The following is a 21,393-nucleotide window of genomic DNA, read 5'->3' on the forward strand; positions in this document are numbered from 1 at the left end:
CCGCGACCCAGCCCACACGGTGCCCAGCGTCAAGGAACCGGCCGATCATGCGGGCGGCCGGCTCCGGCTTGGTCGTGAAGACGGTATCCTCGCCCAGTCCCGCCGCCCGGCAGCGGTCCGGGTCGCACGTCCACGAGCGCGGGACGTACAGCTCGCGGTCGATCGCCGCGTGTCCGCGGCGGCCTGCATAGACGAGGTAGACAGCGACCTGAGCGTTTTCGATCCTCCCAGCCGTGCCGGTGTACTGGCGCTGGACACCCACGGTGTGCGTGCCCTTCCTCACGTCCCCGGTCTCATCGACGACCAGCACCGCATCGTCGTCGTGCAGATGTTCCAGCACGTACTCGCGCACGTCATCGCGGACGGTGTCGGCATCCCCCTTAGCCCGGCCGAGCAGGTGCTGCATTCCATGCGGACTGGCCTGCCCCGGCCCACTCGGCGATGCTCCAGCAGTTCTTGCGCGGCAGGTCCGACAGCAGCCCCAGCACCAAGTCCCGCACCCGACGCCGGGGTTCAACCCGCGCGAACCGGCCCGCTATCCGGGACATCAGGACCTCGAACGCCTCCTGCCGGCGGGCAGGGTCTACGCTGTGACTCGCGGCCACCGCATGATCTTCAGTCTTCACACCGATGATCAACGATGGCCGCGCCCGTCTTTACCGCCCCTCGGGCACGACGTGCGAAGACGGGGCCGCATCCCTTCCGTGTCCCGCACGGGGCACGCAGCGTTCGCCCGCCGTCTCATGCCAGGAGGACACATGCAACGCGGTGAAGTCTGGTGGGTCGACTTCGATGAGCGACGCCCGGTCGTGCTGCTCTCGGACGAGGAGTCATCCGGGTTTCAGGCGATGCAGGTCGTTGCGCCGGCGGGCGTCGACATCAGCGGCCTGGGCGTTGAAGTGGCCGTAGGAGCCCCGGAAGGACTGCCCTTCGAAGGCGTGCTGCGGTTCGCGTTCCCGCGTCCAGGCCTTACTCCGTGCACATGGCTGACCACCGTGGCCCGGGACGACCTGATCGAGCGGGCGGGCGTGTTGTCCTCCGTGAAGCTCAGCGAGGTTGGAGAAGCCCTCCGTGCCGCCGGGCAGAGGAGGGAGTGGACCCCGATGACGGCTGCCAGGATCAGCGAGATCAAAGATGCCCGCCGTCTCGAAGGACTTGAGTAGCGGACGCCTGGCTGCCCAGCTCGATCTCGTCGACGACTGACCGCTGCCCCCTCTCCACCGCACTCCAGCAACAAGATCACGATCTACGGCTGGAGTACTAGTCAGGAGACGATGGCCCAGACCTGTACGTCGCGGTGTTCGCCGTCGAGACAGAAGGCTTTGCGGTGGGTGCCCTCGTGGGTGAAACCGAGGCGTCGAGCGGCGGCGATACTGGCCTGGTTACGGGGGTCGCAGAGCCACTCAACGCGGACCATCCCCCGCACGTCGAGCGCCCAGGCGATGAGCTTACGGCAGGCCAGGGTGATCAGGCCCCTGCCTCGTACCTCCGGAGCGAGCCAGACGCCGAGCTCGCAGCCGCCCTGAGCGGCGTTGAAGGCGCGGTAGACGACACCGCCCTGCAGGACATCTGAGACGTACAGGCCGAAGATGCGACCGGTGTCGGCGGCTTGGCGATCGGCGTAGTTCTGCAGGAAGGCACGGGCCGACGCCTCATCCACGATGGAGTCGGCCCACGGAATCCAGGGCTTGAGCGCATCGCGTACCCGGTCGGCATAGGCGGCGAACTCGCCGGCCTGCCACGGCTCCAACGGACGCAGCTCGGCGTCATCTCCCAGTGCCCGATTGAACATCTCACCTCCAGATGCGTTGGTTTCTGCGCATACCTTCTCAGCCCTTTGCGCAAGGGCACATTCGGGCGGCGCTACCGTAGGGGGCTGCTCAGCCGGCCTGTGAGGTCGGCTCTGCCAGCGGCTGAGCCGACCGGCGTGATGTCAGAGCCAGCACCGCGGCGGCCAGCGGGAAGGCCGCGACCACCACCAGGACGCCGGACAGTCCCATCGACGCCGACAGCGCCCCGGCCACGGCCGAGCCCGTCGCACCGCCGACGAAGAACGTCAGGTTGAGCAGTCCCATCCCCACGCCGCGCAGGTGCGCAGGCAACCTGGCCGACATCTGCCCGGTGAGCACGACCTGCGTGACGGCGAACGCGGCCAGGCTGAGCGCGGCGGCCGCCACTTCCGTCGGCCCATCGGCCCGCCAGGCGGCCAGGCCGAGTGCCAGGGACGCGGCCAGTGCCGTGCCCGCCAGCAGCCTGCTCCCCTTCAGTGGCGTCAGCAGCGCGGCCTTGCGTGAGAGCAGTGCCCCCACTGCAGCGCCAGGCAGCAGCGCCGCCCCGATCGCCAGCACACTCCAGCCGTGTGCGCCGGCCAGGAGCTGCGGCACCGCGTACATCGTGGCGAACAGCCCGGCGAAGACGCCGATGCCCACGCCGACCGCGTTCCTGAACGCCCCGTCGGTGAGCACCGCGCTGGGCAGGAAGCCGTCCACGTGCCGCCGCGCCCACGCCGTCAGCCCGGCTCCGGCCAGGACGAGCAGTGCCGCCAGCCCGGCCGTGAGGGTGGGGTCGAGCTGGAGCGATCGCGCCTGGATGAGCACCAGCAGCGTGCTCGCCACCACGGTCAGCAGGGCGGCCCCGGTGACGTCGACCGGCCGGCCTGAGCCTGCCCGCCGTACCAGCGGCAGGCAGAACGGCACCGCCGGCACAGCGAGCACGGGCAGGACCAGGGTGACCCGCCAGCTCAGCCAGGTGGTCACCGCGCCGCCGACCAGGGTGGCCCCGGCCGCGAAGACCGCGATGACCATCCCGTACCCGGCCAGCACCCGGGGCCGGTGACCCGGATCGACGGCGGCCAGCAGGGCCGCACCGCTCGCGGCCGTCGCCCCCGACCCGGCCGCCAGGACCAGCCGCCCCGCCACCAGGACACCCAGGTCCGGCGCGAGCAGGCAGATCACGGCGCCCGCGCCCAGCACCACCGTCCCGGCCAGCAACGTGAAGGGGACGCCCCGGGTGTCGGCGACCCGCCCGAAGACGGCGACACCCACACCGAGCGCCAGAGCGTGCGCGGTCAGCACCCAGGCCACGGCCGCCGGGCCGGCGTTGAGCGCGGTGGCGACCTGGGGCAGGGCGACGCCCGCGGCGGTGACTCCGAAGACCGACGGGCCGAACAGCGCGCCCAGACGTACCGCCGTCGACCCGGGGCCGATCGCAGGAAGGGGAGTGGACATCGAACTCGCTTTCACCACGGCAAGCTTGAAGGTCATCACAGGAAGTGCACGTCGTAGCGCTCCTGCTCGGGCAGGAGGCTGTCGAAGGAGTCCAGGCCGTGCTGGATTCGGCCCAGCGCGCGGAAGTAGCCGAAGCGATCCACCCCAGGGGTCAGCACCACCAGCAGGACGGCCGTCGACCCGGGCGCGGCGCCGAAGGCATGCGGCATCCGGGGCGGCACCACCACCAACCCGCCCGCGCCCACCGGCATCACCTCACCGTCGAGTTCGAACTCCATCTCGCCGTCGACCACGTAGAACAGCTCGCTCGACAGCGCGTGGTAGTGACGGCGGGCGCCCCTCGCGCCCGCGGCCAGGGTGAGGCGGTTGGCACCCAGCGCGCCATCTGTGTGGGCGGCCTCGGCCAGCAGCAGGAACCCTCCGCCGTTCGGCAACGCGACATGTTCCGCGGTCTCCGGCCTTGCGACCAGAGCTTCATGAACAGACATCACAAACCTCTCGTGAGAACGCTGTCCATTCGAGCGCGGCAACACGCGACGAACCAGAAGCGGTTGTCGCCTGCAGTTATCACCGATCCAGATGAATGCGAGGCGAGTGGGTGCAGCTACGCCAACCGCGGTACTTCTCGGCGGTGACCGAGGAGGACGGCTTCAGCCGGGCGGCTCCGCATCGTCCACCGCGGTGAGCCGGCGGATCCGCCGCCTGCAGCGGGAGCTCGGAGTCCCCCTGTGCAACCGCTCAGCCGGCACGTCCATGTGGCCACGCTACGGGCTGGCGTCCTGGAGCGGTTGCGGGTCGCACCGTTCGTCGGACCAGGCCCCTAGACCGTCGAGGACGGCACGGAGTCTCTGCCGCAGCAGCTGGACATCGGCAGGGGAGACGTGGTCGCCCAGCAGTTCCCGGACACCCTGGACGTACACCGGCCGCGCACGGTCGAAAAGGCCGCGCCCCTCAGGGGTGAGAACGGCGTACGTGGTGCGCCGGTTGTCGGCGGGCTGGTGACGGGTGACGGCACCGCGTCGCACGAGGCGCTCGACGAGCCGGGTGATGGCGCTCTTCGGCTGCAGGGTGAGCTCGGCGAGGTCGATCATCCGCAGGCGGCCTAGCGGGGCCCGGGACAGGCGGAACAGCACCTCGTGCTCGGAGAGCGAGACATCCACCTGCTCCTCGAGGCGCCGGCCGAGCTCGGTCCGCATGACGGCGTGCACTTGAACGAGATTGGCCCAGGCCAGCATGAGCTGGTGGTCGTCTTCCGAGATCACCGCCATCATTCTAGCAACACGCAGAATAGTTTCATTTGGTACTGTCCCTTTGATTACTGTCAGGGAAAACTGGAGGAACGAACATGCGTGTTCTGGTGACGGGATCGACGGGGCAGCAGGGGGGCGCCGTCACACGGGAGCTCCTCGCGTACGGCCACACGGTGCGGGCGCTCACCCGGGACATCGGCGCCCAGCGGGCGCAACTCCTGGAAAAAGCGGGCGCCGAAGTCGTGGCGGGAAATCTGGAGGACCACGAGACCCTGAAGGCCGCCGCCAACGGGATGGATGCGATCTTCACCATGTCCACGTCCTACGAGGCAGGTCCCGAGGCAGAGGTCCGGCAGGGCAGCACGATGGCCCAAGTGGCCGCCCAGCTGGGGATTCGCCTGATCTACAGCTCAGCGGCCGGCGCCGATCGCGACACCGGCATCAGACACCTGGAGGCCAAGCTGCGGGTGGAACAGCAGATCGCCCGGCTGGGAGGTCCCGCCACGATTCTGCGACCGGTCGCGTTCATGGAGAACACGACCGCGCCATGGGCGCGCGCCCGGCTTCGCGATGGCGTGCTGTCCCTGCCGATACCGTCAGGACGTCCCGTGCAGCATGTCGCCGTGGCGGACATCGCCGCGTTCGTACGCCTGGCACTGGAGAGACCCGCCGATTTCACCGGTGCGACAGTCGAACTGGCCGCCGATGAGCTGACCGGCGAGCAGATGGCCACCGCGCTCACCGCCGCCTCCGGCCACGCCGTCAAATACGTCGAACCGAAACGCGAATCGCTGCCGGAATACGGTGGCGAAGATGGTGTGGCGATGCGCGACTGGTTCAACCGCGAGAGCTTCGGGGTGGACATCGCCGCCCTGCGTGCCTCCTACCCGGAGATCCCCTGGCGCGACTTCACCACGTGGGCCGACGAGCAGAACTGGAACTTCCTGCACAACCGCTGACCGTCGCGCCTGAGCTCTCTGCTTCCGAAGTAGACGCCCGACCAGTAGGTGCAAGCACGCGGAAGCGCAGCCGACCAGGCCAGGCCTCAGGTAGTACATGGGCCTGTTCTCCTCACCGCCCTCCGACCTGGGTGTTTTCGATCCGCCCGGCGGGGCCGGTGTATTGGCGTTGCACCCCGCCCGTCGGGCTGCCCTTCTTCGGATCACCGGTCTCGTCGATGACGAGCACCCACGTCGGTTTCGCCGGACCGCCCCACGACGAAGCCGCACGATCTACGGCTGGAGCAGGAGCCTCACCAGGGCAGCGGGCGCTCGTCCAAGTAGAACGCGGCCGTCGGCCCGTCGGCGTCCAGAGTCGCCAGCAGTACGGCCTGCCGCGCGCCGTGCTCGGCCGTGCGGTAACCGGTGTGGCCATTGATGTCCGTCGCGCAGAACCCGGGGTCCACGGAGTTCACCTTGATCGGAGTGTCCCACAGCTCCTTGGCGAAGCTCACCGTGATCATGTTGAGGGCGGACTTGGAGGAATTGTAGGCAAGGTCGTGCAGTCCCCAGATCGGGTGGTGCCGGTCGAGCACCCGTTCCATCGAGCCCAGCTCGCTGGAGAGGTTCACGATCCTGCCCGCCGGAGAACGGCGCAGCAGGGGCAGCAGCGCGTTGGTCACCGTGATGACCCCGAACACGTTCGTCTCGTACACGTGCCTGACGACGTCGAGCGAGGTGGCGCTCGGCTGTGACTCCGGCGTGCCGATGATCCCGGCGTTGTTCACCAGGATGTCCAGCCCGCCGAACTCCCGCTCCACCCACGCGGCCGCCTCCCGCACGCTGCCGGCGTCCGTGACGTCGAGCCGGACGTGCGGCTGACCGATGCGCGCGGCCGCCGCCTTGCCGCGTTCTTCGTCGCGGGCGGCGACGACGGTGGTGATGCCCAGCTGGCTGAGCTGGCGCGCGGTCTCGAAACCGATACCCTTGTTCGCGCCGGTGACGAGGGCCGTGGTCCTGCGGGCGGCCGTCTGTGCTTCCATGATCATTCCTTCGGTGGTCGTCAGGTTTGTGCGCCCGCCCGCCGGTTTCGGCCTTGCCTGCCGGACGGTTACGGATGCCAGAGCTATGACGGAACCGCAGGCGGAAAGGTGACGGGAACGGCTGCGCGAGCGACACCGCGGACGGCTGCCGGGACTTCGCGGTGATGATGCTGAAGCGGTCCTATCGGTCAGCGGACCTGGCACTGCCAGAGCTGGACGGTCCCGTCGGTCAGTCGAAGAACTGGGTCAGTGACCGGGATGCCAGTGCGGGGTCTTCCTCACACAGCCAGTGCAGCGCTTTGTCCACGGTGACGATGCCGCGCACGTCCGTGGCCACCTGGGGCAGCGTGCCCTCGAACCAGGGCCGGGTGTCCGGGGCGACCAGGCCGAGGACCGGAGCGTTCACCTTGGCGTAGCCGTTCATGTCCTGGATGTCCTGGTGGCAGGTCCTGATACCAGGCGTTGCCCGCCCGGATGGCCTCGGCCTGGTCGTAGGTGCGGGCGTAGACGGCCCTGTCGCGGTCGCTGATCGGCCGTGCCGCACTCCTGACGAAGGCGAAGGCGAGGGCGAGGGCGAGAAGGTGACGGCCGGCCGGAGGAGATCTGCGTCACCTTCGCTTCTTCGGGGCCGTGCTCCGAGCGTCCGGTTGGCGGGCGGCTCGCTCCTGTCACCTTTCGCCGACTTCATTCGTCATAGCGGTGACGCGGCGAATCGAGCCGAAGTCAGCCACCACCGAAGGAGAGCAGATCATGCAAGCACGGATGAAGAACCCGGCAATGGTCCTTCCTGGCACGATGGAGGCGATCCAGGGCTTGTACAAGGCCATGAGCCAGGGCGGCGTGTCGCAGACGACGCTTGAGCTCGTGCATCTGCGGGCGAGTCAGATCAACGGCTGCAGCGCATGCGTATACGCGGGCGTCAGCTCGGCGAAGAAGGCGGGGGAGACCGACGAACGCCTGTTCGCTCTGCCCGCGTGGCGCGAGTCGCCCTTCTTCACCGACGCCGAGCGCGCGGCGCTGACACTTACCGAGGCCGCGACCCGCTTGAGCGATCGTGGCGAACCGGTGCCGGACGACATTTGGGACGCGGCCGCTGATCACTTCACCGAGAAGGAGCTCGCGGCCATCATCCTCATGATCGCCACGACCAACTTCTTCAACCGGCTGAATGCCACGATCAAGGAGCCGGCCGGCGCGAGCTGGGGCTGACCGGCACCGGTCGTCGGCCCGGTCGCATGGACACCACGACCGCAAGTGCTCACTGGAGCTGGGCGGCTGGACTGTCCATCCCCGGATGAGCTGTGAGTCAGCCGTGATCAGCGCCGCACGAGTTCTCACCTACGACAACGAAAGCAGCTACATCTCTGATGAGTCTGATAATGATCCGCCCCAAGGTCAAGGCCGCGAGCGTTGACGAGCTCGAGGCCTCTATCGACAGGATGTTCGCAGCGATCGAACGGGTAAAGCCGGATGGCGTTCGGTACGCGTCCTGCAAGCTTGCCGACGGCGTGACCTTCGTGGTCCTGCTTGCTTTGGACGATGGGATCGACAATCCCCTCCTGGCGGTGCCCGAATTCAGGGAGTTTCAGGAGAACCTCAGGGAGTGGATCGTCGAGCCGCCCATCCCGGACGAGCTAACCGTCCTCGGGACTTATCGCCTTTTCTGACCCGGTTGCGCGCGGCCGGGGAAGAAGGTGATGGGCGCCGTCGATGAGCACGATCCACGGCCTGCGATGGTGAGGGTCACGCTGTTCGGCCTGGTCGAAGAGAGCGATGACGGCCTACTCGCTGCTCTGAGCGATCGATCTGGTCAATCACTTGGTAGTGGCAGCAGGACTCTTGCATCGACGAGCGGAGCCATCGTCATCCGCTGTGCCGGGCAGATAGAGGCGCCGGGTCCAGCAGCGCCCGGCCGCGCGGGGTGGCATAAGCCAGAAACACTCAGACCTGGCGGTTCTCGATCCGGCCGGGGTGCCGCTGCACCCCGGCCGAAAGCGGATGACTTCTTGACGAAAACCGCTCCCTTCGCGATCAGCACGCCGGCGGGGGCCGCGTCGGTCGATCACGAAGGTAGGGACGTGGATGACAACGCCGTCGGCATCGCTGCTGGATAAGGTCGCCGCCAACCCGGGCGTGACCAACGCGTGGACCGACGCCTCATCACTGTAATGACACGAATGGACGATCGAGGAATGTGACGGATGGACGAGCGGGGATGGCTGGCGGAAGGCTTCGAGGAGCACCGCCCGCATCTGCTGGGTGTCGCCTTCCGAATGCTGGGCTCTGTGCACGAGGCGGACGACGCCGTACAGGAAGCGTGGCTTCGGCTAAGCGGCGCGGACACGAGTGGCGTGCAGAATTTGCGCGGGTGGCTGACAACGGTGACCGGGCGGGTCTGCCTGGATATCCTGCGCTCCCGGGCCTCGCGGCGTGAGGAGCCGCTGGACTGGCACATGCCTGACCCGATCGTTAGCCAGATCGGCGGCACCGATCCTGAGCAGGAAGCGCTGCTGGCCGAGTCGGTGGGCATCGCACTGTACGTCGTCCTTGAGACGCTGGCTCCTGCTGAACGGCTCGCGTTCGTCCTGCATGACGTATTCGCAGTCCCGTTCGAGGAGATCGGAACAATACTGGGGCGCACAACGAGCGCCGTCAAGCAGCTCGCGAGTCGTGCGCGTCGCCGTGTCCAGGGAGCGAGTGTCGTGCCTGATGCCGATCTGGACCGCCAGCACTCGGTGGTCGATGCCTTCTTCGCGGCAGCACGGGGTGGGGACTTCGACGCACTGATCGCGCTTCTCGACCCGAAGGTCACCCTGCGAACCGACGCAGGGCCTCTGCGGTCAGTCTCTTCTGCCGTGATTCGCGGCGCTGTCGAGGTGGCGGGTCGTGCGCTGATGTTCGCACGGCCTGACGCACGCGTTCATCCGGCCCTCGTGAGCGGCGCCGCCGGGGTTGTCATCACCGTCGATCACCGGCCGGTGTCGGTCATGGGCTTCACTGTCGCCGGCGGAAGAATCGTCGCGATCGATGGGCTGAGTGACCCCGAACGTCTCAGCGCGCTCGACCTGTCGGCGTTCGTAACGGACTGAGCATCCCACCTGAGCCGTCGGCCGACGCGCTCGATGCCGGGCCGGCCCGACCGAAGAGATCGGCGCGGCGGGCAACGGTCTGGATCACTCGTGGACTCGGGTTGAAGACGAAGTCAACGAACTCGGCCGCAGCCTCGTGCACGGTCGGACTGCTACCCGCTCTCGAGGGCGATGACCTCTTCCAAGGCGCGCCGCAGCATGGTGACCTGGTCCCCGCCGAGATGCCGCGACCACCGTCGCTCGAGGTCCGTGAGGATTCGGGCCGCTGCGACCTGGGCCATTCTGCCCTGGTCGGTGAGCCGGATGATCTTCGCGCGGCGATCGCCCGCATCGGCCGCCCGCTCGACGTAACCGTGATCCTCCAGTTCGCCGACCAGTTCGCCGATCGCCTGCTTGGTGAGCCCGGAGCGTTCGGCGAGCGTGGTCAGCCGCGAGCCTTCGGCGTCGATGAACCGGAAGACGGAGCCGTGCACGTACCGGATGCCCTCGAACCCTTCGTCGGCCAGCCGCTGGTGCAGCCGCCCGATCGCGATGTCCTTGGCCTGTGTGAGCAGGGTGGGGAGCGGCACCTTGGGCTCGTCTTGCCGCTTGGGCGTTCCGGATCGCGTCGTCATCCCCGGGGGCCTCCTTCCATGCGATTTCGTCAGGCAGCTTGACGATATCAGCCGGCATGGTAAAGTCACCTGACTGTCAGGTGGCTTGACTAATTACTGGAGGACGGGATGCACAACGTTGCCGAACGCCGCGAGCAGGCCGCGGCTTTACTCACCAGGCCCTTGCCCACGGATGTCCACGTGTCGGCGACGACGCTCGGCGGTCGGCCGGCGCTGGAGCTGCTGATCGAGACGCCCGGCACGACAGGCGAGGACGTGCTGCTGTACTTCCACGGCGGCGGCTTCGTGGTCGGGTCGGCGCGTGTCACCGCCCACCTCACCGTTGCGCTGCTGCGGCACCTCGACGGCCGGGCGGTCTCGCTCGACTACCGGCTGGCGCCGGAGCATCCGTTCCCGGCCGCGCCCGAGGACTGCCTGGCGGCCTACCGCGAGCTGCTGGACTCCGGCGCCGACCCCCGGCGGCTGGTGATCGCGGGTGACTCGGCCGGGGCCGGGCTGGCCGTCGTCACCATGTTGCGCGCCCGGGACGCCGGCCTGCCGCTGCCTGCGGCGGCGGTCCTGTTCTCGCCGGCGGTCGATCTCACCCTCAGCGGCGCGAGCATGCGGTCCAAGGACGGAGTCGACCCGATCTTCACTCCGGCCGATCTCACGTGGTACTTCGATCAGTACATCTCCGACGGGGACAGGTCGGCGCCCGAGGCGAACCCGATCTTCGCCGACCTCACCGGGCTGCCGCCGCTGCTGATCCAGGTCGGCTCGAGCGAGCTCCTGCTGGACGACGCCGTACGGCTGGCCGGGCGCGCCGGGACCGACGAGGTCGAGGTGAGGTTGGAGGTGGCTCCGCGCCAACCGCACGTGTTCCAGCTCGCCGTAGCGGGCGATGCGGGCGAGGCGGTAGCGGCGCTGGAGCGGGCCGGCCGGTTCCTGGCCTCTCGGATCGGCAAGAAGGAGGAATCGTGACTCGGCTGGCCGAGCAGGTGATGGGGCCGGTGCTCGCGCCCCGGGACGAAGCGTATGACGAGGAACGCGCCGGTTATCAGACCGCCCGCCGGCATCGTCCCGACCTGGTGGTGGGCGCCGCCGGACCCGCCGATGTGCAGGCGGCGGTGACGTACGCGGGCGGCCGCGGCCTCCCGGTGGCGGTGCAGGGCACCGGGCACGCCTCGGCCGCCGTCGCCGCCGAGGGCGGAGTGCTGATCACCACCGCGCGGATGAGCGCTGTCCGGGTGGACGCCGGCGCCCGCACCGCGTGGGTGGCCGCGGGGACACGGTGGGATCAGGTGATCCACGAGGCGGCGCCGGCCGGGCTGGCGCCGCTGTCCGGCTCGGCCCCGCTCGTGGGCGCCGTCTCCTACACTCTCGGCGGTGGCCTGGCGCTGCTGTCCCGGAGTTTCGGCTACGCCGCCGACCACGTGCGCGGCCTCGACGTCGTCACGGCCGACGGCCGCCTGCGGCACGTCACCCAGGACGTCGAGCCGGACCTGTTCTGGGCCCTGCGCGGCGGCCGGGACAACTTCGGCGTGGTGACCGGAATGGAGATCGATCTGATGCCGGTCACCACGCTCTACGGCGGGGCGCTGGTGTTTCCCGGCGAGAAGGCCGCCGACGTGTTCGGCACCTACCTGCAATGGGCCGCCACCGTGCCCGACGCGATGAACTCCTCGGTCGCGCTGATCTCCCTGCCGGACGTTCCGGTGATCCCGGAGCCGTTGCGCGGCCGTCACACCGTCCATGTCCGCATCGCCTGCGCGGCCGGCGACCCCGGAGCCGGCGAGCGCCTGGTGGCGCCGCTACGTGCCATCGGACCGATGATCGACACTCTCGGTGAGCTGGCCTACGCCGAAGCCGGGTCGATCTACAACGACCCCGTCGCTCCTGGCGCGTTCGAGGCGGGCACGGCCATGCTGGGCGAGCTCGACGCGACCGCCGTGGGAGCCATTCTCGATCTGGCCGGCCCGCACGCGCCGGTGCCGCACATCGTCGAACTGCGCCACCTCGGCGGGAGGCTCGCCCACCCGCCCGCCGTGGACAACGCCGTCGGCAACCGCAACGCGCGATACCTGTTCAACGTGGTGTCCCGGCTGGAGCGCGCCGACATCGCGGAGATCCGGCCGGCGCACGCGCGCGTGTTGCAGGCGGTCGCGCCGTGGAGCACCGGTGGGCGGTTCCTCAACTTCATGAACGGCGAGAACGGAGCAGCGGAGGTGCGCTCCGCGTACGACGCCGCAGACTACCGGCGGCTGACCGGCCTCAAAGCCGTCTACGACCCGGAAAACGTCTTCCGTCTCAACCACAACATCCCCCCGGCCGTGACCGGACGGGACCGCGCCTGACCTGCGCTGATGCTTGAAGGTAGTGATCGGGGACGCCTGCGCGTCATCGCATCGCCGGAGCCGGGGGGCGTGTTCACAGGAGGATTCGGGTTCGACGCTGGAGACGGTCATCGTGAGGTGCTGGTCAGCGGGTCACAGTTTGTCGCACGGCGGGCCGAGCAGGACGTCGGCCGACCGGAAGAACCCGCCACCCAGCACCACGATCTGCGGATCCAGGACAAGCACCATCGCGGCCGTGCCGACCGCCAGGTCGTCGACGTACTTTTCGACCGCTGCCACCGGACGGCACGGTCAGCAGCTGAGATTCGGGCAGTTCAACGCCAGCACCAGGCGATCGCTCGCGTATACGCCGTCATAATCTCCACGGAATTCGTCGACCAGTCACGCTTCACCGCTCGCAGGCCAGTACGAGATGTTCTGCGCGTTGCCGGGAGCGGTCGTCAGGTAATGGACGTCGAGCGTGCTGCGGTCGGCGGAAGCCGTGACGCGGTGGAATTCATCTTCCAGATATGGGTGAGGTCGAAGACACGTACCAGCCGGTCGCCGCCGAACACGTCCGGATCGCCGCCGGTGACGAGGAAGAGCTTGTTGCCGTACCACGAGATGCCGTCGGCGTGACTGGCGACCTCGCGGAAACCCTCGGCGCTGCCGTCGGGTTCGACCAGCAGGACATGCCGGTATGGCGCTCGAGCCGCTCCGCTGGTGACATCGACGAATGTGACCCTGGCGAGCCGGTTGGCTCCGTATTCGTGGGACGCGCCGCTGCGCCAGCTCACCGCCACGATCTTCCGGCCTGCGCAGCCGTCGCAGGGCGGGTAGAGCACCGAGCCGTTCATGCCGTCACCGCTGCCCGGGTAAGGAATCGCAGGGAACCCGTTCGCTTCGCTCTGCGGCACGCTGGGGTGTTGTCGGTAGCGTCCTGGGGTGAGGCCGTATTGTCGTTTGAAGGCGGCGGCGAAGGCGATTTCTGAGGAGTATCCGGCTTGGGTGGCGATGATGCGCAGGGGTGCGTTGGTTTCGCGTTGTAGCCGGGCGGATGTGGTCATGCGCCACCAGGTGAGGTAGGTGAGGGGTGGCTGGCCGATCAGTGTGGTGAATTTGCGGGCGAAGGCGGCTCGGGACAGGCCGGCTTGGGTGGCGAGTGTTTCGACTGTCCATGGGTGGGCGGGGTCGTGGTGGATGGCGGTGAGTGCGGTGGAGATGGAGGAGTCGTTGAGTGCGGTGATCGCTCCGCTCGAAGAGGCTGAGCTCCTGCGCTCCGATCGCGGGCTCGGCGCCGTGCGAGGACGCGCCGACGTGCCATTCGGTGCCGTACTGGTCGCTGTAGATCAGCGCTCCACCGAGGGGAGATTCCTTGTAGATACCCGGGGCGACACGCACCGTGACGCCCGCCACCAGGCGGCCGGCGGCGGCGCCCCTGCTGAGTTGGATGCCGTGCGCGGGGCCCGTGCCGAGTTGTCCCGGAGAATCCTCCGACCCTTCCTGCCAGGCTCCCCAGGCGGGCTTCCAGATCTCCTTCGTGATCGCCTTCCGGGCCGCCCACGTGGCGCCGTGGTCATCGCTGGTACGCACATGGACCCGGTCATGGTTCTCGGTGTACAACAACACGATCCGATGCGGGTCCGTGGTGGTGTCCACGATCGGCACGGGATTGTGCGCGAACACCCGCGGCGTCGCGCTGTGCCTGGCGAGCACTCGCAACGGGCCCCAGTGCTTGCCGCCGTCAGAAGACCGCTTCAGCACGATGTCGCCCGGGCTGGAGTCGCTGCAATCATCGAGGTGCGCTCCGGCGAAGGCCAGCAGGCCCCCATCACCGGCCCGCACCACGACGGGGCTCGGAAGCAGACGTACGCGGCCGCGGCGCCATCCTCCCGCTCCCCGTTGGCGAACACCTCGTGTCCATCGGGAATGGGGGCGGCTGCCGCGACGAACGGTGGCGTCACCACCGATGATGCCGCGAGCAGGAACACTGCGGCCATTCTCCAGAAAGTGGCGCGATGCGATCGGCCGCTCCACCGGATTGTGCTTTTCATCAGTTCGTTCCATTCGCCGCGGGGGCGGGGATCGCACCCGCTGGCTTCTCTGGTGAAGGCCAACGGCCACCGCGACGTCATGTCGAAAAAGGAACTTTTGGAAGTGTCGTCCGTACACGCCACTACCGCAGAGGGCTGAAGATTCCAGCGTGCAATGCAGCGGCATGTACGGATCGGCTACGACAGGGCTCAGGTTCGGCGTCCTCAGCCGCCGAAGGTCGTGCCGGCATCTCCACGCGCTGTCACAGCGGGGAACACGTCACTTTCGCGAACTGGCCAGGAACCGGGGCTCGATTGCTTCGGTATCCGCTATGGATAGCTTCGCATTCGTCCTCGGCCGACGACCGGTACGCTCAGCCGAGCTTGATCTTGTCGACCTTGTTGTTCCAGGTCCCGCCCCCAGGGTAGGAGACCTTTCCGAGGTCCGGAATGAGCGATCCCGCATGGACGGCTAGCGTTTTGTCCGACTCCAGGAAGGAACGACTGTCGACCAGCGTCACTGTGCCGCCCGTACGGTTGTAGACACTGCTTACCATATCTCGCCAACCGTAATCGCCCAATTCCTTCGTACCTGCTCCGTTGTACCTGGTTCCGGCGCCCGAATACTGCGGCCATTCCCAGATGCAGACCCAGTGGATTGGGCAGTCGCTCAGGTCGAGTACCCGCATGATGGCCGTTGACGTCTCGGCTTGAGCCGTACTGGCGGAAACCGAGGTGGTCCCTGCCATGGCGAGTGCGGCGGTCACGGCGAACGTGGCCGTCCAGCGATACTTCAAGCGCATTTTTGCGGACTTTCTGGTAGGTGGCTTGTGGGCTTGCTGCTGAGAGATAAGTCGGCGGACGTATGTACTGTCGGCATGAGGAATGCGAATTGCATCACCACCGGTGAGACATCGCGGCCGATGACCTCTCGCAGTCGAAGCAACGGTATGGGGAGCGGACGAGATGACCAAGAAGTGATCGTCTTGAATACACAAGTGATCGTCTTGACGGGATATGGTTGCTCGTACGCTGAAATTCGTTCGCACTCCGCGGTGCGAGTCGGGGGTCGGCCGATGGACAACTGTCCGATGCCGCGGTGAGGTCGGTCCGCGTCGTCATGCGCCGGTAAGCGGATGAGCCTTCGCCGCTGGTGCTTCGACATCAGGACGCGGTCCTACGCCGCCAGGTCCCACGGGCCCGCTACGCACCGGATGGCCGCCTGTGGTCGGCGGCGCTTCAGTGCCTCGCCCATCCGCTCGCGGCGTTCGGGGACATGTACGCCCGCCCGGAGCTGCCAACCCGCGATCGGCAACTCGTCACGCTCAGCGTGCTGACGGCGCTCGGCGGGTGCGAGATCGAGCTGGAGGTACACGTCAACGCCGCGTTGTACGTAGGGCTGGCTCCTGCGGAGATCTCTGAGGCGCTGCTGCACTCGGCGGTCTACTGCGGCATCCCGCGGGCGATCAACGCCACGCTCGTAGCCAAGAAGGTGTTCGCCGAGCGCGGCCTGCTACCCATCACCAACGCTGGCTGAGACTGAGCTTGTTAAGCGCACCGTGAGCGTGGGCGGCAGGTCCGACCTCGCTGAGCTCGCCGGATGGATCAAGGTCACCGCTGCTGTGCGCCGGCTGGGGGGCTCGTGGACGATTGCGGCCGGCGCCGCGGACCGGCGGTCGTCAGCGGTTCGACCGCTCGGTCGGACAACACGCTGGACAGCAAGATCGACGTGGTGATCTCGCCGAATCGGGTGAAGCGGTCGATGATCCTCTCAAGGTGAGCGATGTCGGCGACTGCGATCTTTATGATGAAGCACTCCTGGCCGGTGCCTCGGTGACACTCCATGACCTCGGGCGTCTCGTCGACGACCTTGCCGACCTGCTGCCTGATGTCGCCTGTGGCGGCGATGCGGAGATACGCCCGCACGGGGCGCCCGACCGCGGCCAGGTCCACCTGGGCGCTGTAGCCGGTGATGACCCCCATGTCCTCGAGGCGCCGTACGCGCTCATTGACCGCGGGGCCGGACATGTGGACGCGGCGCGCTACCTCGGCCATGGACAGGCGTGCGTCAGCTTGCAACTCTGCCAAGATCGCCCAGTCCACGGAGTCGAGCGATCTTCTGTGTGGAAAGCCTTTGGGGTCTTGGGTTTCAGAATCTAAGACATTTTGTCGATCGTCTTTCATCGTAGTAGCCAGGTCTCCATATTCACCTTCGGCTCAGTCATGATGTACCGCAGTCTACGAGAAAAGGCCGATGGACATGAGTGTGACAAGTCCGGACATGCTGGAAGACCTAAACGTTCAGGTTGTCGCCAGATGGGTCGAAGCGCCGGTCACGACATGACGCATCATCCGCAGATGGAGACGTTGGCGGTTCATGCCGGTCTTGGCCCCGATCCACAGACCGGCGCGGTGGTGGAGCCGATCACCCTGGCGGTGTCCTTCGAGCGGGACCCGGACGGCGGTCATCGGCGCGGCTACCACTACAGCAGCGCGGGCAACCCTAATCGCATGAGCCTGGAGAAGGGGTTGGCCGCACTCGAGGGTGGAACAGGCGCCGTCGCGTACGCCTCCGGGTCGGCGGCCATCTCCGCGGTCCTGGGCACCGTCCCGGCCGGCGACCACATAGTGATCCCTGATGACGTCTTCCAGGGCACGGTCCGCCTCCTGACAGAAAGCCTGTCCCGCTGGGGCGTGACGTTCAGCACCGTAGATATGACCGATCGGCGTGCGGTGCGCTCCGCGCTGCGACCGCGGACCCGCCTCATCTGGACGGAAGGGTTGTCCAATCCGCTGCTCAAGGTCACCGACCTGGAAGCCATCGCCGCTATCGCACATGATCACGGGGCGGCGTGCGCGGTGGACAACACCTTCGTGACACCCGTCTTCCAGCGTCCGCTGACCTATGGCGTGGACTACGTCGTGCACGCGGCGACGAAGCACATGTCCGGGCACGCCGACGTCCTCGGAGGCGCGGTCATCACGGCAGACCCAGAACGGCTGGAGTCCCTACGCACCCTGCAGTGGGTGGAAGGTGCCGTCCCCAGCCCGCTGGATTGCTGGCTGACCCGCCGAGGGCTGAAAACCTTGCCTTTGCGTGTCCGCGCTCAAACCGCCACCGCGCAGACGATCGCCGAGTATCTCCTGACCCATCCAGCGGTGACCGCCGTGCATTACCCGGGACTGCACTGCCACCCGCAACACGAACTGGCCACCCGCATCCTGGGCGGATTCGGGAGCATCGTCAGCTTTCAGGTGAGCGGCGGACCACAAGCGGCAGTCGCAGTGGCGGCCGGCGTGCGCCTGTTCACGCGGGCAACGAGCTTCGGGGCCATCGAAAGCCTGATCCAACATCAGGCGAGTGCCCCCACCCACGGCCCAGGATCGTCCCTGCCACAGAACCTGCTACGTCTCTCCATCGGTCTGGAGCACGCCACCGACTTGATCGCCGACCTGGACCAAGCGCTGGCCCAACTCCATCCACCGCTAGCACGAGGTGGGCATGCCTTCCCTTCCTGACAACCGTCGCGACCGAGCCATCGCCGCCGCATCAGCCTCAGGTCTGACCTGGCCGACCCCAGCCCCCACCCACGCGTTTCTCCCCGCGATCCAGGTCGGGGAGCTGGTGTACGTGTCCGGGCACGCTCCCTACGGCGACGGCGAGTTCCAGTATCGAGGCCGAGTCGGAGACAACCTGGACCTCGCGGCCGGGCAGCAGGCCGCCCGGCTGGCCGTGCTGGGATGTCTGCTGTCCCTCGAACAAACCCTGGGCACTCTCGAAGCCGTCCTGCGCATCGTGAAGGTCAACGGCTATGTTCACTGCACTCCTGGATACGAGCCACTTCCGCAGATCATCGACGCGGCATCGAGGTTGCTCATAGCCGTCTTCGGAACGGAGGGTCAGCATGCACGCACCACGATCGGAGTCGCGTCGCTGCCTTCAGGTGTCGCCGTCGAACTCGAAATGACCGCGACGGCGACGGGCCCGCCCAGCGGGCCTCCTCGGTAGACGGGACGCACATCCGTCCGCTCCTACGCGTTCTGAACGACCTGAACCCCTATGCCATCAGGCTCTGGGCTGATCGAAATGTCACGGATGGGAGCCCGACCGGTGGCTGCTGTGGCGACGCAGAGGGCCGATGTCTCACGCCTGATGGCGGTGCCCGCACTTGTCGGTCGTGAGCCCGAACTCGCGGCGTTGGAGCAGGAGCTGGCTGGGGGCCCGGCGCTCGTTCTCATCGAGGGGGAGGCCGGGGTGGGCAAGAGCCGCCTGCTGCGCGAGTTCCTGGACTCGCCTGTCGCGCGCCGCCACCGGAACCTGGCTGCCTGGTGCCCGCCTTATCGTGAGCCGGGCACGCTCTGGCCGGTCGCACGCCGGCGCCGGTGTTCCGGCTCGCCCGTCACTTCCGCGAGGCGGGCGACCTGACCAAATGGATGTCGTACGCCGAGCAGGCGGCGGATCTGGCCCTGGCCAGCGCCGACGCCGGTGGAGGCGGGACCCTGCTGTACGAGCTCATCACGCACGCCGACATACCCCCACCGCCGTCGCCCGGCTGGCGGACAAGATGCCCTTCGCCGCCTTCACCTGTGACGACCGCTACCGCAGATTGGCTGCGGCCCTCCGGTCCGCGCTGAAGTCCGCGAACCTGTCGCCTGCCGAGGCGGCGGAGATCCGGTACGAACTCGGCCGCGTTCTCATGGTCATGGAGGAATTCGAGACCGGCTGGAGCGAGCTGGCCAAGGCCGTCCCGCAGCCGCCGCGAGTACATCGGCCCGCTCGACGCCGCCGCGCTCGACATCGGCAATACAAGGAGCGCCACCGCCACGAGCAGCGATGATCCCTTGACGCTCGACGTGTGGGACCGGCCGGTGCGCCTCACCCGGCACTGGAACGCCGGGCCGTTCATGCCGGGCACGGTGACCGTGTCCGACTCGGTCGCCGGGCTGCCCGACCCCGGAGCGCCGTTCGGGACGCAGAACATCATCGGGATGTGCTCGATCTGCCGTCAAGGCGACACCCTGTGGCCCAACTTCACCCACATCGGCGGGAAGGACCAGTACGCTATGGGCCAGCACCGACGACGGCGCCCACTGGCAGGCGGTCGACGTCCGCCGCGATCACACGGGCACTTTCACCGCCAAGGTCAAGTACCCCCGCCTCGCCGGCACCAAGGGCGCGGTGAGCTCCGTGCCGCTCCGCGAGCGTCGCGGCAGATCATGCGTCGAATCCGAAGCCCGCACGTGGCCGGTCGTTGCGGCATCAGCGGCGTGACGAGCCACGTTTCCGGGCGGCGGCTGTCATGCTGTTCGTCCAACGTATAATATTGAGTTCGTATTTTTATCGAGCTCCGGAGGCATGGCGCATGACGTCCCTCACACCCGAAAGTGCCGATGTGGTACGACGTCGACGACGGGTGACCGCGACGATCAAGGATTCATTGCGCGAGCTCAACACTCAGCTGTCCTTGCTCAACCATCAGGTCAGCGCACATGTCGACCTGAAGGACGTCGACTTCCTCTGCTTCGAACTCGTGAACCGGCACGGCCCGCTCAGCCCGAGCTCCCTCGCCCGGCTCGCCGGGCTGCACCCCGCCACGATGACCGGCATTCTCGACAGACTGCAACGCGGCGGCTGGGTCGTCCGCGAGCGCGACCCGGAGGCGTACGACCGCCGCGCCGTCACCATCCGCGCCCTACGTGACCGGAGCCCCGAGATGTTCCAGCTCTACAAAGGGATGAACACCTCGATGGACCAGATCTGCGACGGATACAGCGACATGGAGCTCGAATTCCTCGCCGACTTCCTGCGCCGGGCCACCGTCGCCGGACGGGACGCGGCCAGCCAGCTGGCTGATGACTGATCGCGATGACCCGTCATCCCGGCAGGACGGGTTGACGGGGACGGACGTTGGCACCGACTCCGGCTCGGAGCGCCACCGATACTGACCGCTTCTTGGCCTTGGGCACCCGAGCCGGCGGAGGCGATGGCGTCCTGGTCGCTTCCCCGCGGTGGGTGTTACGTTCGTGTGGCATTTCTCGACGCGGCGGGGATGAGGGTGGCGAAGGCGATGACGGCCCAGCCGGTCCGCACGGCGTGGGCGATCTGCCAGCGGTCACGGAGGTTCGCCCAGTCGGCGGGGGGTCTCTGGACACGCCAGGTGAGTTGATCGGCGTCGAGGGGCAGGTTGATCAGGAGGGTCAGTGCGAAGGTCGCGAGTAGTAGCGTGAGTGCGATCAGGTTCAGCCAGAACGTGTGTTCGCGCGATGTGAACCTGAAGGCGAGCAGGAGCGCTGTCGAGATCAGTGCCGGTAGGAGCGTGGCGGTCGCGAGCGTGTCCAGCGAGTCGAGTTCGACCTGCCGGACTTGTGTGTACACATGCAGGTCGTAACTGCGGAGCGACGTTTCGAGGACGAGGACCGCGACGACGAAGCCGGTGAAAAGGCCCGTGAACATCAGGCTCGTCCATCGCACGATCCCGATGATCATGGTGTCGGCCACGGCCGTTCCTTCCTGCGCGAGCCGGGAGTTCATGAGCCGGGCGGCGTCGTGAAGGCGGTGGCGTTGTCCCTGGCCCAGGCGGTGAAGGTGAGTGCGGGGCGGCCAGGAGCTGTCGCACGGTGTCCGTGGTGGGGCCCGGTGCGCGGGCGTAGTCGGCCAGTGAGCCGAGCAGCCGGTCGGGGATTTCCTCGGGCAGGCCCTGGGCGAGCATGGCCTGACGGACCTGCTCGGGGGTAAGTTCCTGAAAGGTCAGTGCCCGGCCGATGGCCTCGCCGAGAAGGCGGACCTTGTCTTGCTGGGTGAGCGACTGCGGGCCGGTGAGCAGGTAGGAGCGCCCCTCGTGTGCGGGGTTGACGAGCGCCGCGACCGCCACCTCTGCGATGTCGCG

At 67.7% G+C, this 21,393-nt stretch carries 25 protein-coding genes and 3 pseudogenes; 13 read left to right on the forward strand and 15 right to left on the reverse strand.

Going from position 1 to position 21,393, the window contains the following annotated elements; translation table 11 throughout:
• Window positions 1–605: pseudogene (locus ACWD0F_RS49900) on the reverse strand (IS701 family transposase); the annotation flags it as partial.
• A 153-nt stretch (window positions 606–758) separates the two neighbouring features.
• Here ACWD0F_RS49900 and ACWD0F_RS49905 point away from each other — a divergent pair.
• Window positions 759–1,163, forward strand: a complete 405-nt coding sequence (locus ACWD0F_RS49905) for a type II toxin-antitoxin system PemK/MazF family toxin (RefSeq protein WP_449889896.1) — start codon at window positions 759–761, stop codon at window positions 1,161–1,163.
• Window positions 1,164–1,264: 101 nt separating this feature from the next.
• Here the strand turns inward: ACWD0F_RS49905 and ACWD0F_RS49910 are convergent, their stop codons facing one another.
• The 4 genes from ACWD0F_RS49910 to ACWD0F_RS49925 form a co-directional block, all read right to left on the reverse strand.
• Window positions 1,265–1,792 carry a GNAT family N-acetyltransferase gene (locus ACWD0F_RS49910; protein WP_449889897.1) on the reverse strand — a complete coding sequence of 176 codons (528 nt, stop codon included), beginning with the start codon at window positions 1,790–1,792 and terminating at the stop codon, window positions 1,265–1,267.
• 88 nt (window positions 1,793–1,880) lie between these two features.
• Window positions 1,881–3,263 (reverse strand): MFS transporter, encoded by a 1,383-nt coding sequence (locus ACWD0F_RS49915; RefSeq protein WP_449889899.1) that lies wholly within the window; start codon window positions 3,261–3,263, stop codon window positions 1,881–1,883.
• Window positions 3,263–3,661 carry a cupin domain-containing protein gene (locus tag ACWD0F_RS49920; protein ID WP_449889900.1) on the reverse strand — a complete coding sequence of 133 codons (399 nt, stop codon included), beginning with the start codon at window positions 3,659–3,661 and terminating at the stop codon, window positions 3,263–3,265. Before ACWD0F_RS49920 ends, ACWD0F_RS49915 begins: the two co-directional genes overlap by 1 nt.
• 330 nt (window positions 3,662–3,991) lie before the next feature.
• Window positions 3,992–4,489 (reverse strand): MarR family winged helix-turn-helix transcriptional regulator, encoded by a 498-nt coding sequence (locus ACWD0F_RS49925; protein WP_449889902.1) that lies wholly within the window; start codon window positions 4,487–4,489, stop codon window positions 3,992–3,994.
• Window positions 4,490–4,572: 83 nt separating this feature from the next.
• Between ACWD0F_RS49925 and ACWD0F_RS49930 the strand changes: the two genes are divergently transcribed.
• A complete protein-coding gene (locus tag ACWD0F_RS49930; RefSeq protein ID WP_449889904.1) occupies window positions 4,573–5,436 on the forward strand; it encodes an NmrA/HSCARG family protein in 864 nt (287 codons plus the stop codon).
• Window positions 5,437–5,557: 121 nt separating this feature from the next.
• Here the strand turns inward: ACWD0F_RS49930 and ACWD0F_RS49935 are convergent.
• The 3 genes and pseudogenes from ACWD0F_RS49935 to ACWD0F_RS49945 form a co-directional block, all read right to left on the reverse strand.
• A pseudogene (locus tag ACWD0F_RS49935) lies at window positions 5,558–5,674 on the reverse strand (transposase); the annotation flags it as partial.
• Window positions 5,675–5,729: 55 nt separating this feature from the next.
• Window positions 5,730–6,458, reverse strand: coding sequence for an SDR family oxidoreductase (locus tag ACWD0F_RS49940; protein ID WP_449889906.1), 729 nt, complete (start codon window positions 6,456–6,458; stop codon window positions 5,730–5,732).
• A gap of 229 nt (window positions 6,459–6,687) precedes the next feature.
• Window positions 6,688–6,882, reverse strand: coding sequence for a hypothetical protein (locus ACWD0F_RS49945; RefSeq protein WP_449889908.1), 195 nt, complete (start codon window positions 6,880–6,882; stop codon window positions 6,688–6,690).
• 326 nt (window positions 6,883–7,208) lie between these two features.
• On the opposite strand from ACWD0F_RS49945, the gene ACWD0F_RS49950 reads away from it, so the two are divergent.
• The 3 genes from ACWD0F_RS49950 (at window position 7,209) to ACWD0F_RS49960 (ending at window position 9,547) form a co-directional block, all read left to right on the forward strand.
• On the forward strand, window positions 7,209–7,667 hold the full coding sequence (locus tag ACWD0F_RS49950) for a carboxymuconolactone decarboxylase family protein (protein WP_449889934.1): 459 nt from the start codon (window positions 7,209–7,211) through the stop codon (window positions 7,665–7,667).
• Between the two features lie 170 nt (window positions 7,668–7,837).
• A complete protein-coding gene (locus ACWD0F_RS49955; RefSeq protein ID WP_449889910.1) occupies window positions 7,838–8,125 on the forward strand; it encodes a hypothetical protein in 288 nt (95 codons plus the stop codon).
• A gap of 534 nt (window positions 8,126–8,659) precedes the next feature.
• Window positions 8,660–9,547, forward strand: coding sequence for a sigma-70 family RNA polymerase sigma factor (locus ACWD0F_RS49960; RefSeq protein WP_449889911.1), 888 nt, complete (start codon window positions 8,660–8,662; stop codon window positions 9,545–9,547).
• A 152-nt stretch (window positions 9,548–9,699) separates the two neighbouring features.
• Here ACWD0F_RS49960 and ACWD0F_RS49965 read toward each other — a convergent pair whose 3' ends face one another.
• The gene (locus tag ACWD0F_RS49965) at window positions 9,700–10,161 is read right to left on the reverse strand and encodes a MarR family winged helix-turn-helix transcriptional regulator (protein ID WP_449889913.1); all 462 of its coding nucleotides are present in this window, start codon (window positions 10,159–10,161) and stop codon (window positions 9,700–9,702) included.
• A gap of 108 nt (window positions 10,162–10,269) precedes the next feature.
• On the opposite strand from ACWD0F_RS49965, the gene ACWD0F_RS49970 reads away from it, so the two are divergent.
• Together ACWD0F_RS49970 and ACWD0F_RS49975 are read left to right on the forward strand one after the other, a co-directional pair.
• Window positions 10,270–11,121 (forward strand): alpha/beta hydrolase, encoded by an 852-nt coding sequence (locus ACWD0F_RS49970; RefSeq protein ID WP_449889914.1) that lies wholly within the window; start codon window positions 10,270–10,272, stop codon window positions 11,119–11,121.
• The gene (locus tag ACWD0F_RS49975) at window positions 11,118–12,494 is read left to right on the forward strand and encodes an FAD-binding oxidoreductase (RefSeq protein WP_449889916.1); all 1,377 of its coding nucleotides are present in this window, start codon (window positions 11,118–11,120) and stop codon (window positions 12,492–12,494) included. The genes ACWD0F_RS49970 and ACWD0F_RS49975 overlap by 4 nt, the downstream gene beginning before the upstream one ends.
• Before the next feature lie 132 nt (window positions 12,495–12,626).
• Here ACWD0F_RS49975 and ACWD0F_RS49980 read toward each other — a convergent pair whose 3' ends face one another.
• The 4 genes and pseudogenes from ACWD0F_RS49980 to ACWD0F_RS49995 all read right to left on the reverse strand — a co-directional run bounded on the left by ACWD0F_RS49980 (window position 12,627) and on the right by ACWD0F_RS49995 (window position 15,309).
• A complete protein-coding gene (locus tag ACWD0F_RS49980) occupies window positions 12,627–12,773 on the reverse strand; it encodes a hypothetical protein (RefSeq protein ID WP_449889917.1) in 147 nt (48 codons plus the stop codon).
• Between the two features lie 161 nt (window positions 12,774–12,934).
• Window positions 12,935–13,720, reverse strand: coding sequence for a helix-turn-helix transcriptional regulator (locus ACWD0F_RS49985; protein ID WP_449889935.1), 786 nt, complete (start codon window positions 13,718–13,720; stop codon window positions 12,935–12,937).
• Window positions 13,721–14,027: 307 nt separating this feature from the next.
• Window positions 14,028–14,693, reverse strand: a pseudogene (locus ACWD0F_RS49990) (exo-alpha-sialidase); the annotation flags it as partial.
• 187 nt (window positions 14,694–14,880) lie between these two features.
• Complete coding sequence (locus ACWD0F_RS49995; protein ID WP_449889919.1) at window positions 14,881–15,309, reverse strand: peptidase inhibitor family I36 protein; 429 nt, start codon at window positions 15,307–15,309, stop codon at window positions 14,881–14,883.
• A 350-nt stretch (window positions 15,310–15,659) separates the two neighbouring features.
• Between ACWD0F_RS49995 and ACWD0F_RS50000 the strand changes: the two genes are divergently transcribed.
• Complete coding sequence (locus ACWD0F_RS50000; RefSeq protein ID WP_449889920.1) at window positions 15,660–16,043, forward strand: carboxymuconolactone decarboxylase family protein; 384 nt, start codon at window positions 15,660–15,662, stop codon at window positions 16,041–16,043.
• Window positions 16,044–16,117: 74 nt separating this feature from the next.
• On the opposite strand, the gene ACWD0F_RS50005 is transcribed toward ACWD0F_RS50000, so the two are convergent.
• Window positions 16,118–16,609 (reverse strand): Lrp/AsnC family transcriptional regulator, encoded by a 492-nt coding sequence (locus ACWD0F_RS50005; protein WP_449889922.1) that lies wholly within the window; start codon window positions 16,607–16,609, stop codon window positions 16,118–16,120.
• 255 nt (window positions 16,610–16,864) lie between these two features.
• On the opposite strand from ACWD0F_RS50005, the gene ACWD0F_RS50010 reads away from it, so the two are divergent.
• The 5 genes from ACWD0F_RS50010 to ACWD0F_RS50030 all read left to right on the forward strand — a co-directional run bounded on the left by ACWD0F_RS50010 (window position 16,865) and on the right by ACWD0F_RS50030 (window position 20,367).
• Window positions 16,865–18,025 (forward strand): trans-sulfuration enzyme family protein, encoded by a 1,161-nt coding sequence (locus tag ACWD0F_RS50010; RefSeq protein ID WP_449889924.1) that lies wholly within the window; start codon window positions 16,865–16,867, stop codon window positions 18,023–18,025.
• Window positions 18,009–18,515 (forward strand): RidA family protein, encoded by a 507-nt coding sequence (locus ACWD0F_RS50015; RefSeq protein WP_449889926.1) that lies wholly within the window; start codon window positions 18,009–18,011, stop codon window positions 18,513–18,515. The genes ACWD0F_RS50010 and ACWD0F_RS50015 overlap by 17 nt, the downstream gene beginning before the upstream one ends.
• Before the next feature lie 144 nt (window positions 18,516–18,659).
• A complete protein-coding gene (locus ACWD0F_RS50020; RefSeq protein ID WP_449889937.1) occupies window positions 18,660–18,932 on the forward strand; it encodes an ATP-binding protein in 273 nt (90 codons plus the stop codon).
• Between the two features lie 139 nt (window positions 18,933–19,071).
• The gene (locus ACWD0F_RS50025) at window positions 19,072–19,344 is read left to right on the forward strand and encodes a hypothetical protein (protein ID WP_449889928.1); all 273 of its coding nucleotides are present in this window, start codon (window positions 19,072–19,074) and stop codon (window positions 19,342–19,344) included.
• A gap of 462 nt (window positions 19,345–19,806) precedes the next feature.
• Window positions 19,807–20,367, forward strand: coding sequence for a MarR family transcriptional regulator (locus tag ACWD0F_RS50030; RefSeq protein WP_449889930.1), 561 nt, complete (start codon window positions 19,807–19,809; stop codon window positions 20,365–20,367).
• Window positions 20,368–20,522: 155 nt separating this feature from the next.
• Here the strand turns inward: ACWD0F_RS50030 and ACWD0F_RS50035 are convergent, their stop codons facing one another.
• Entirely contained in the window at window positions 20,523–21,005 is a 483-nt protein-coding gene (locus ACWD0F_RS50035) for an anthrone oxygenase family protein (protein WP_449889932.1), read from the reverse strand.
• Window positions 21,006–21,393 lie beyond the last annotated feature (388 nt).

The sequence above is a fragment of the Nonomuraea sp. NPDC002799 genome, from assembly GCF_053592075.1.

Bases quoted from the DNA above. Each gene is read 5' to 3' on its own strand.
- ACWD0F_RS49905 (WP_449889896.1), top strand. From the start codon at position 759: ATGCAACGCGGTGAAGTCTGGTGGGTCGACTTCGATGAGCGACGCCCG.
- ACWD0F_RS49910 (WP_449889897.1), bottom strand. From the start codon at position 1,792: ATGTTCAATCGGGCACTGGGAGATGACGCCGAGCTGCGTCCGTTGGAG.
- ACWD0F_RS49915 (WP_449889899.1), bottom strand. From the start codon at position 3,263: ATGACCTTCAAGCTTGCCGTGGTGAAAGCGAGTTCGATGTCCACTCCC.
- ACWD0F_RS49930 (WP_449889904.1), top strand. From the start codon at position 4,573: ATGCGTGTTCTGGTGACGGGATCGACGGGGCAGCAGGGGGGCGCCGTC.
- ACWD0F_RS49940 (WP_449889906.1), bottom strand. From the start codon at position 6,458: ATGGAAGCACAGACGGCCGCCCGCAGGACCACGGCCCTCGTCACCGGC.
- ACWD0F_RS49945 (WP_449889908.1), bottom strand. From the start codon at position 6,882: ATGAACGGCTACGCCAAGGTGAACGCTCCGGTCCTCGGCCTGGTCGCC.
- ACWD0F_RS49950 (WP_449889934.1), top strand. From the start codon at position 7,209: ATGCAAGCACGGATGAAGAACCCGGCAATGGTCCTTCCTGGCACGATG.
- ACWD0F_RS49955 (WP_449889910.1), top strand. From the start codon at position 7,838: ATGATCCGCCCCAAGGTCAAGGCCGCGAGCGTTGACGAGCTCGAGGCC.
- ACWD0F_RS49960 (WP_449889911.1), top strand. From the start codon at position 8,660: ATGGACGAGCGGGGATGGCTGGCGGAAGGCTTCGAGGAGCACCGCCCG.
- ACWD0F_RS49965 (WP_449889913.1), bottom strand. From the start codon at position 10,161: ATGACGACGCGATCCGGAACGCCCAAGCGGCAAGACGAGCCCAAGGTG.
- ACWD0F_RS49970 (WP_449889914.1), top strand. From the start codon at position 10,270: ATGCACAACGTTGCCGAACGCCGCGAGCAGGCCGCGGCTTTACTCACC.
- ACWD0F_RS49995 (WP_449889919.1), bottom strand. From the start codon at position 15,309: ATGCGCTTGAAGTATCGCTGGACGGCCACGTTCGCCGTGACCGCCGCA.
- ACWD0F_RS50010 (WP_449889924.1), top strand. From the start codon at position 16,865: ATGGAGACGTTGGCGGTTCATGCCGGTCTTGGCCCCGATCCACAGACC.
- ACWD0F_RS50015 (WP_449889926.1), top strand. From the start codon at position 18,009: ATGCCTTCCCTTCCTGACAACCGTCGCGACCGAGCCATCGCCGCCGCA.
- ACWD0F_RS50020 (WP_449889937.1), top strand. From the start codon at position 18,660: ATGGCGGTGCCCGCACTTGTCGGTCGTGAGCCCGAACTCGCGGCGTTG.
- ACWD0F_RS50025 (WP_449889928.1), top strand. From the start codon at position 19,072: ATGCCCTTCGCCGCCTTCACCTGTGACGACCGCTACCGCAGATTGGCT.
- ACWD0F_RS50030 (WP_449889930.1), top strand. From the start codon at position 19,807: ATGCTGTTCGTCCAACGTATAATATTGAGTTCGTATTTTTATCGAGCT.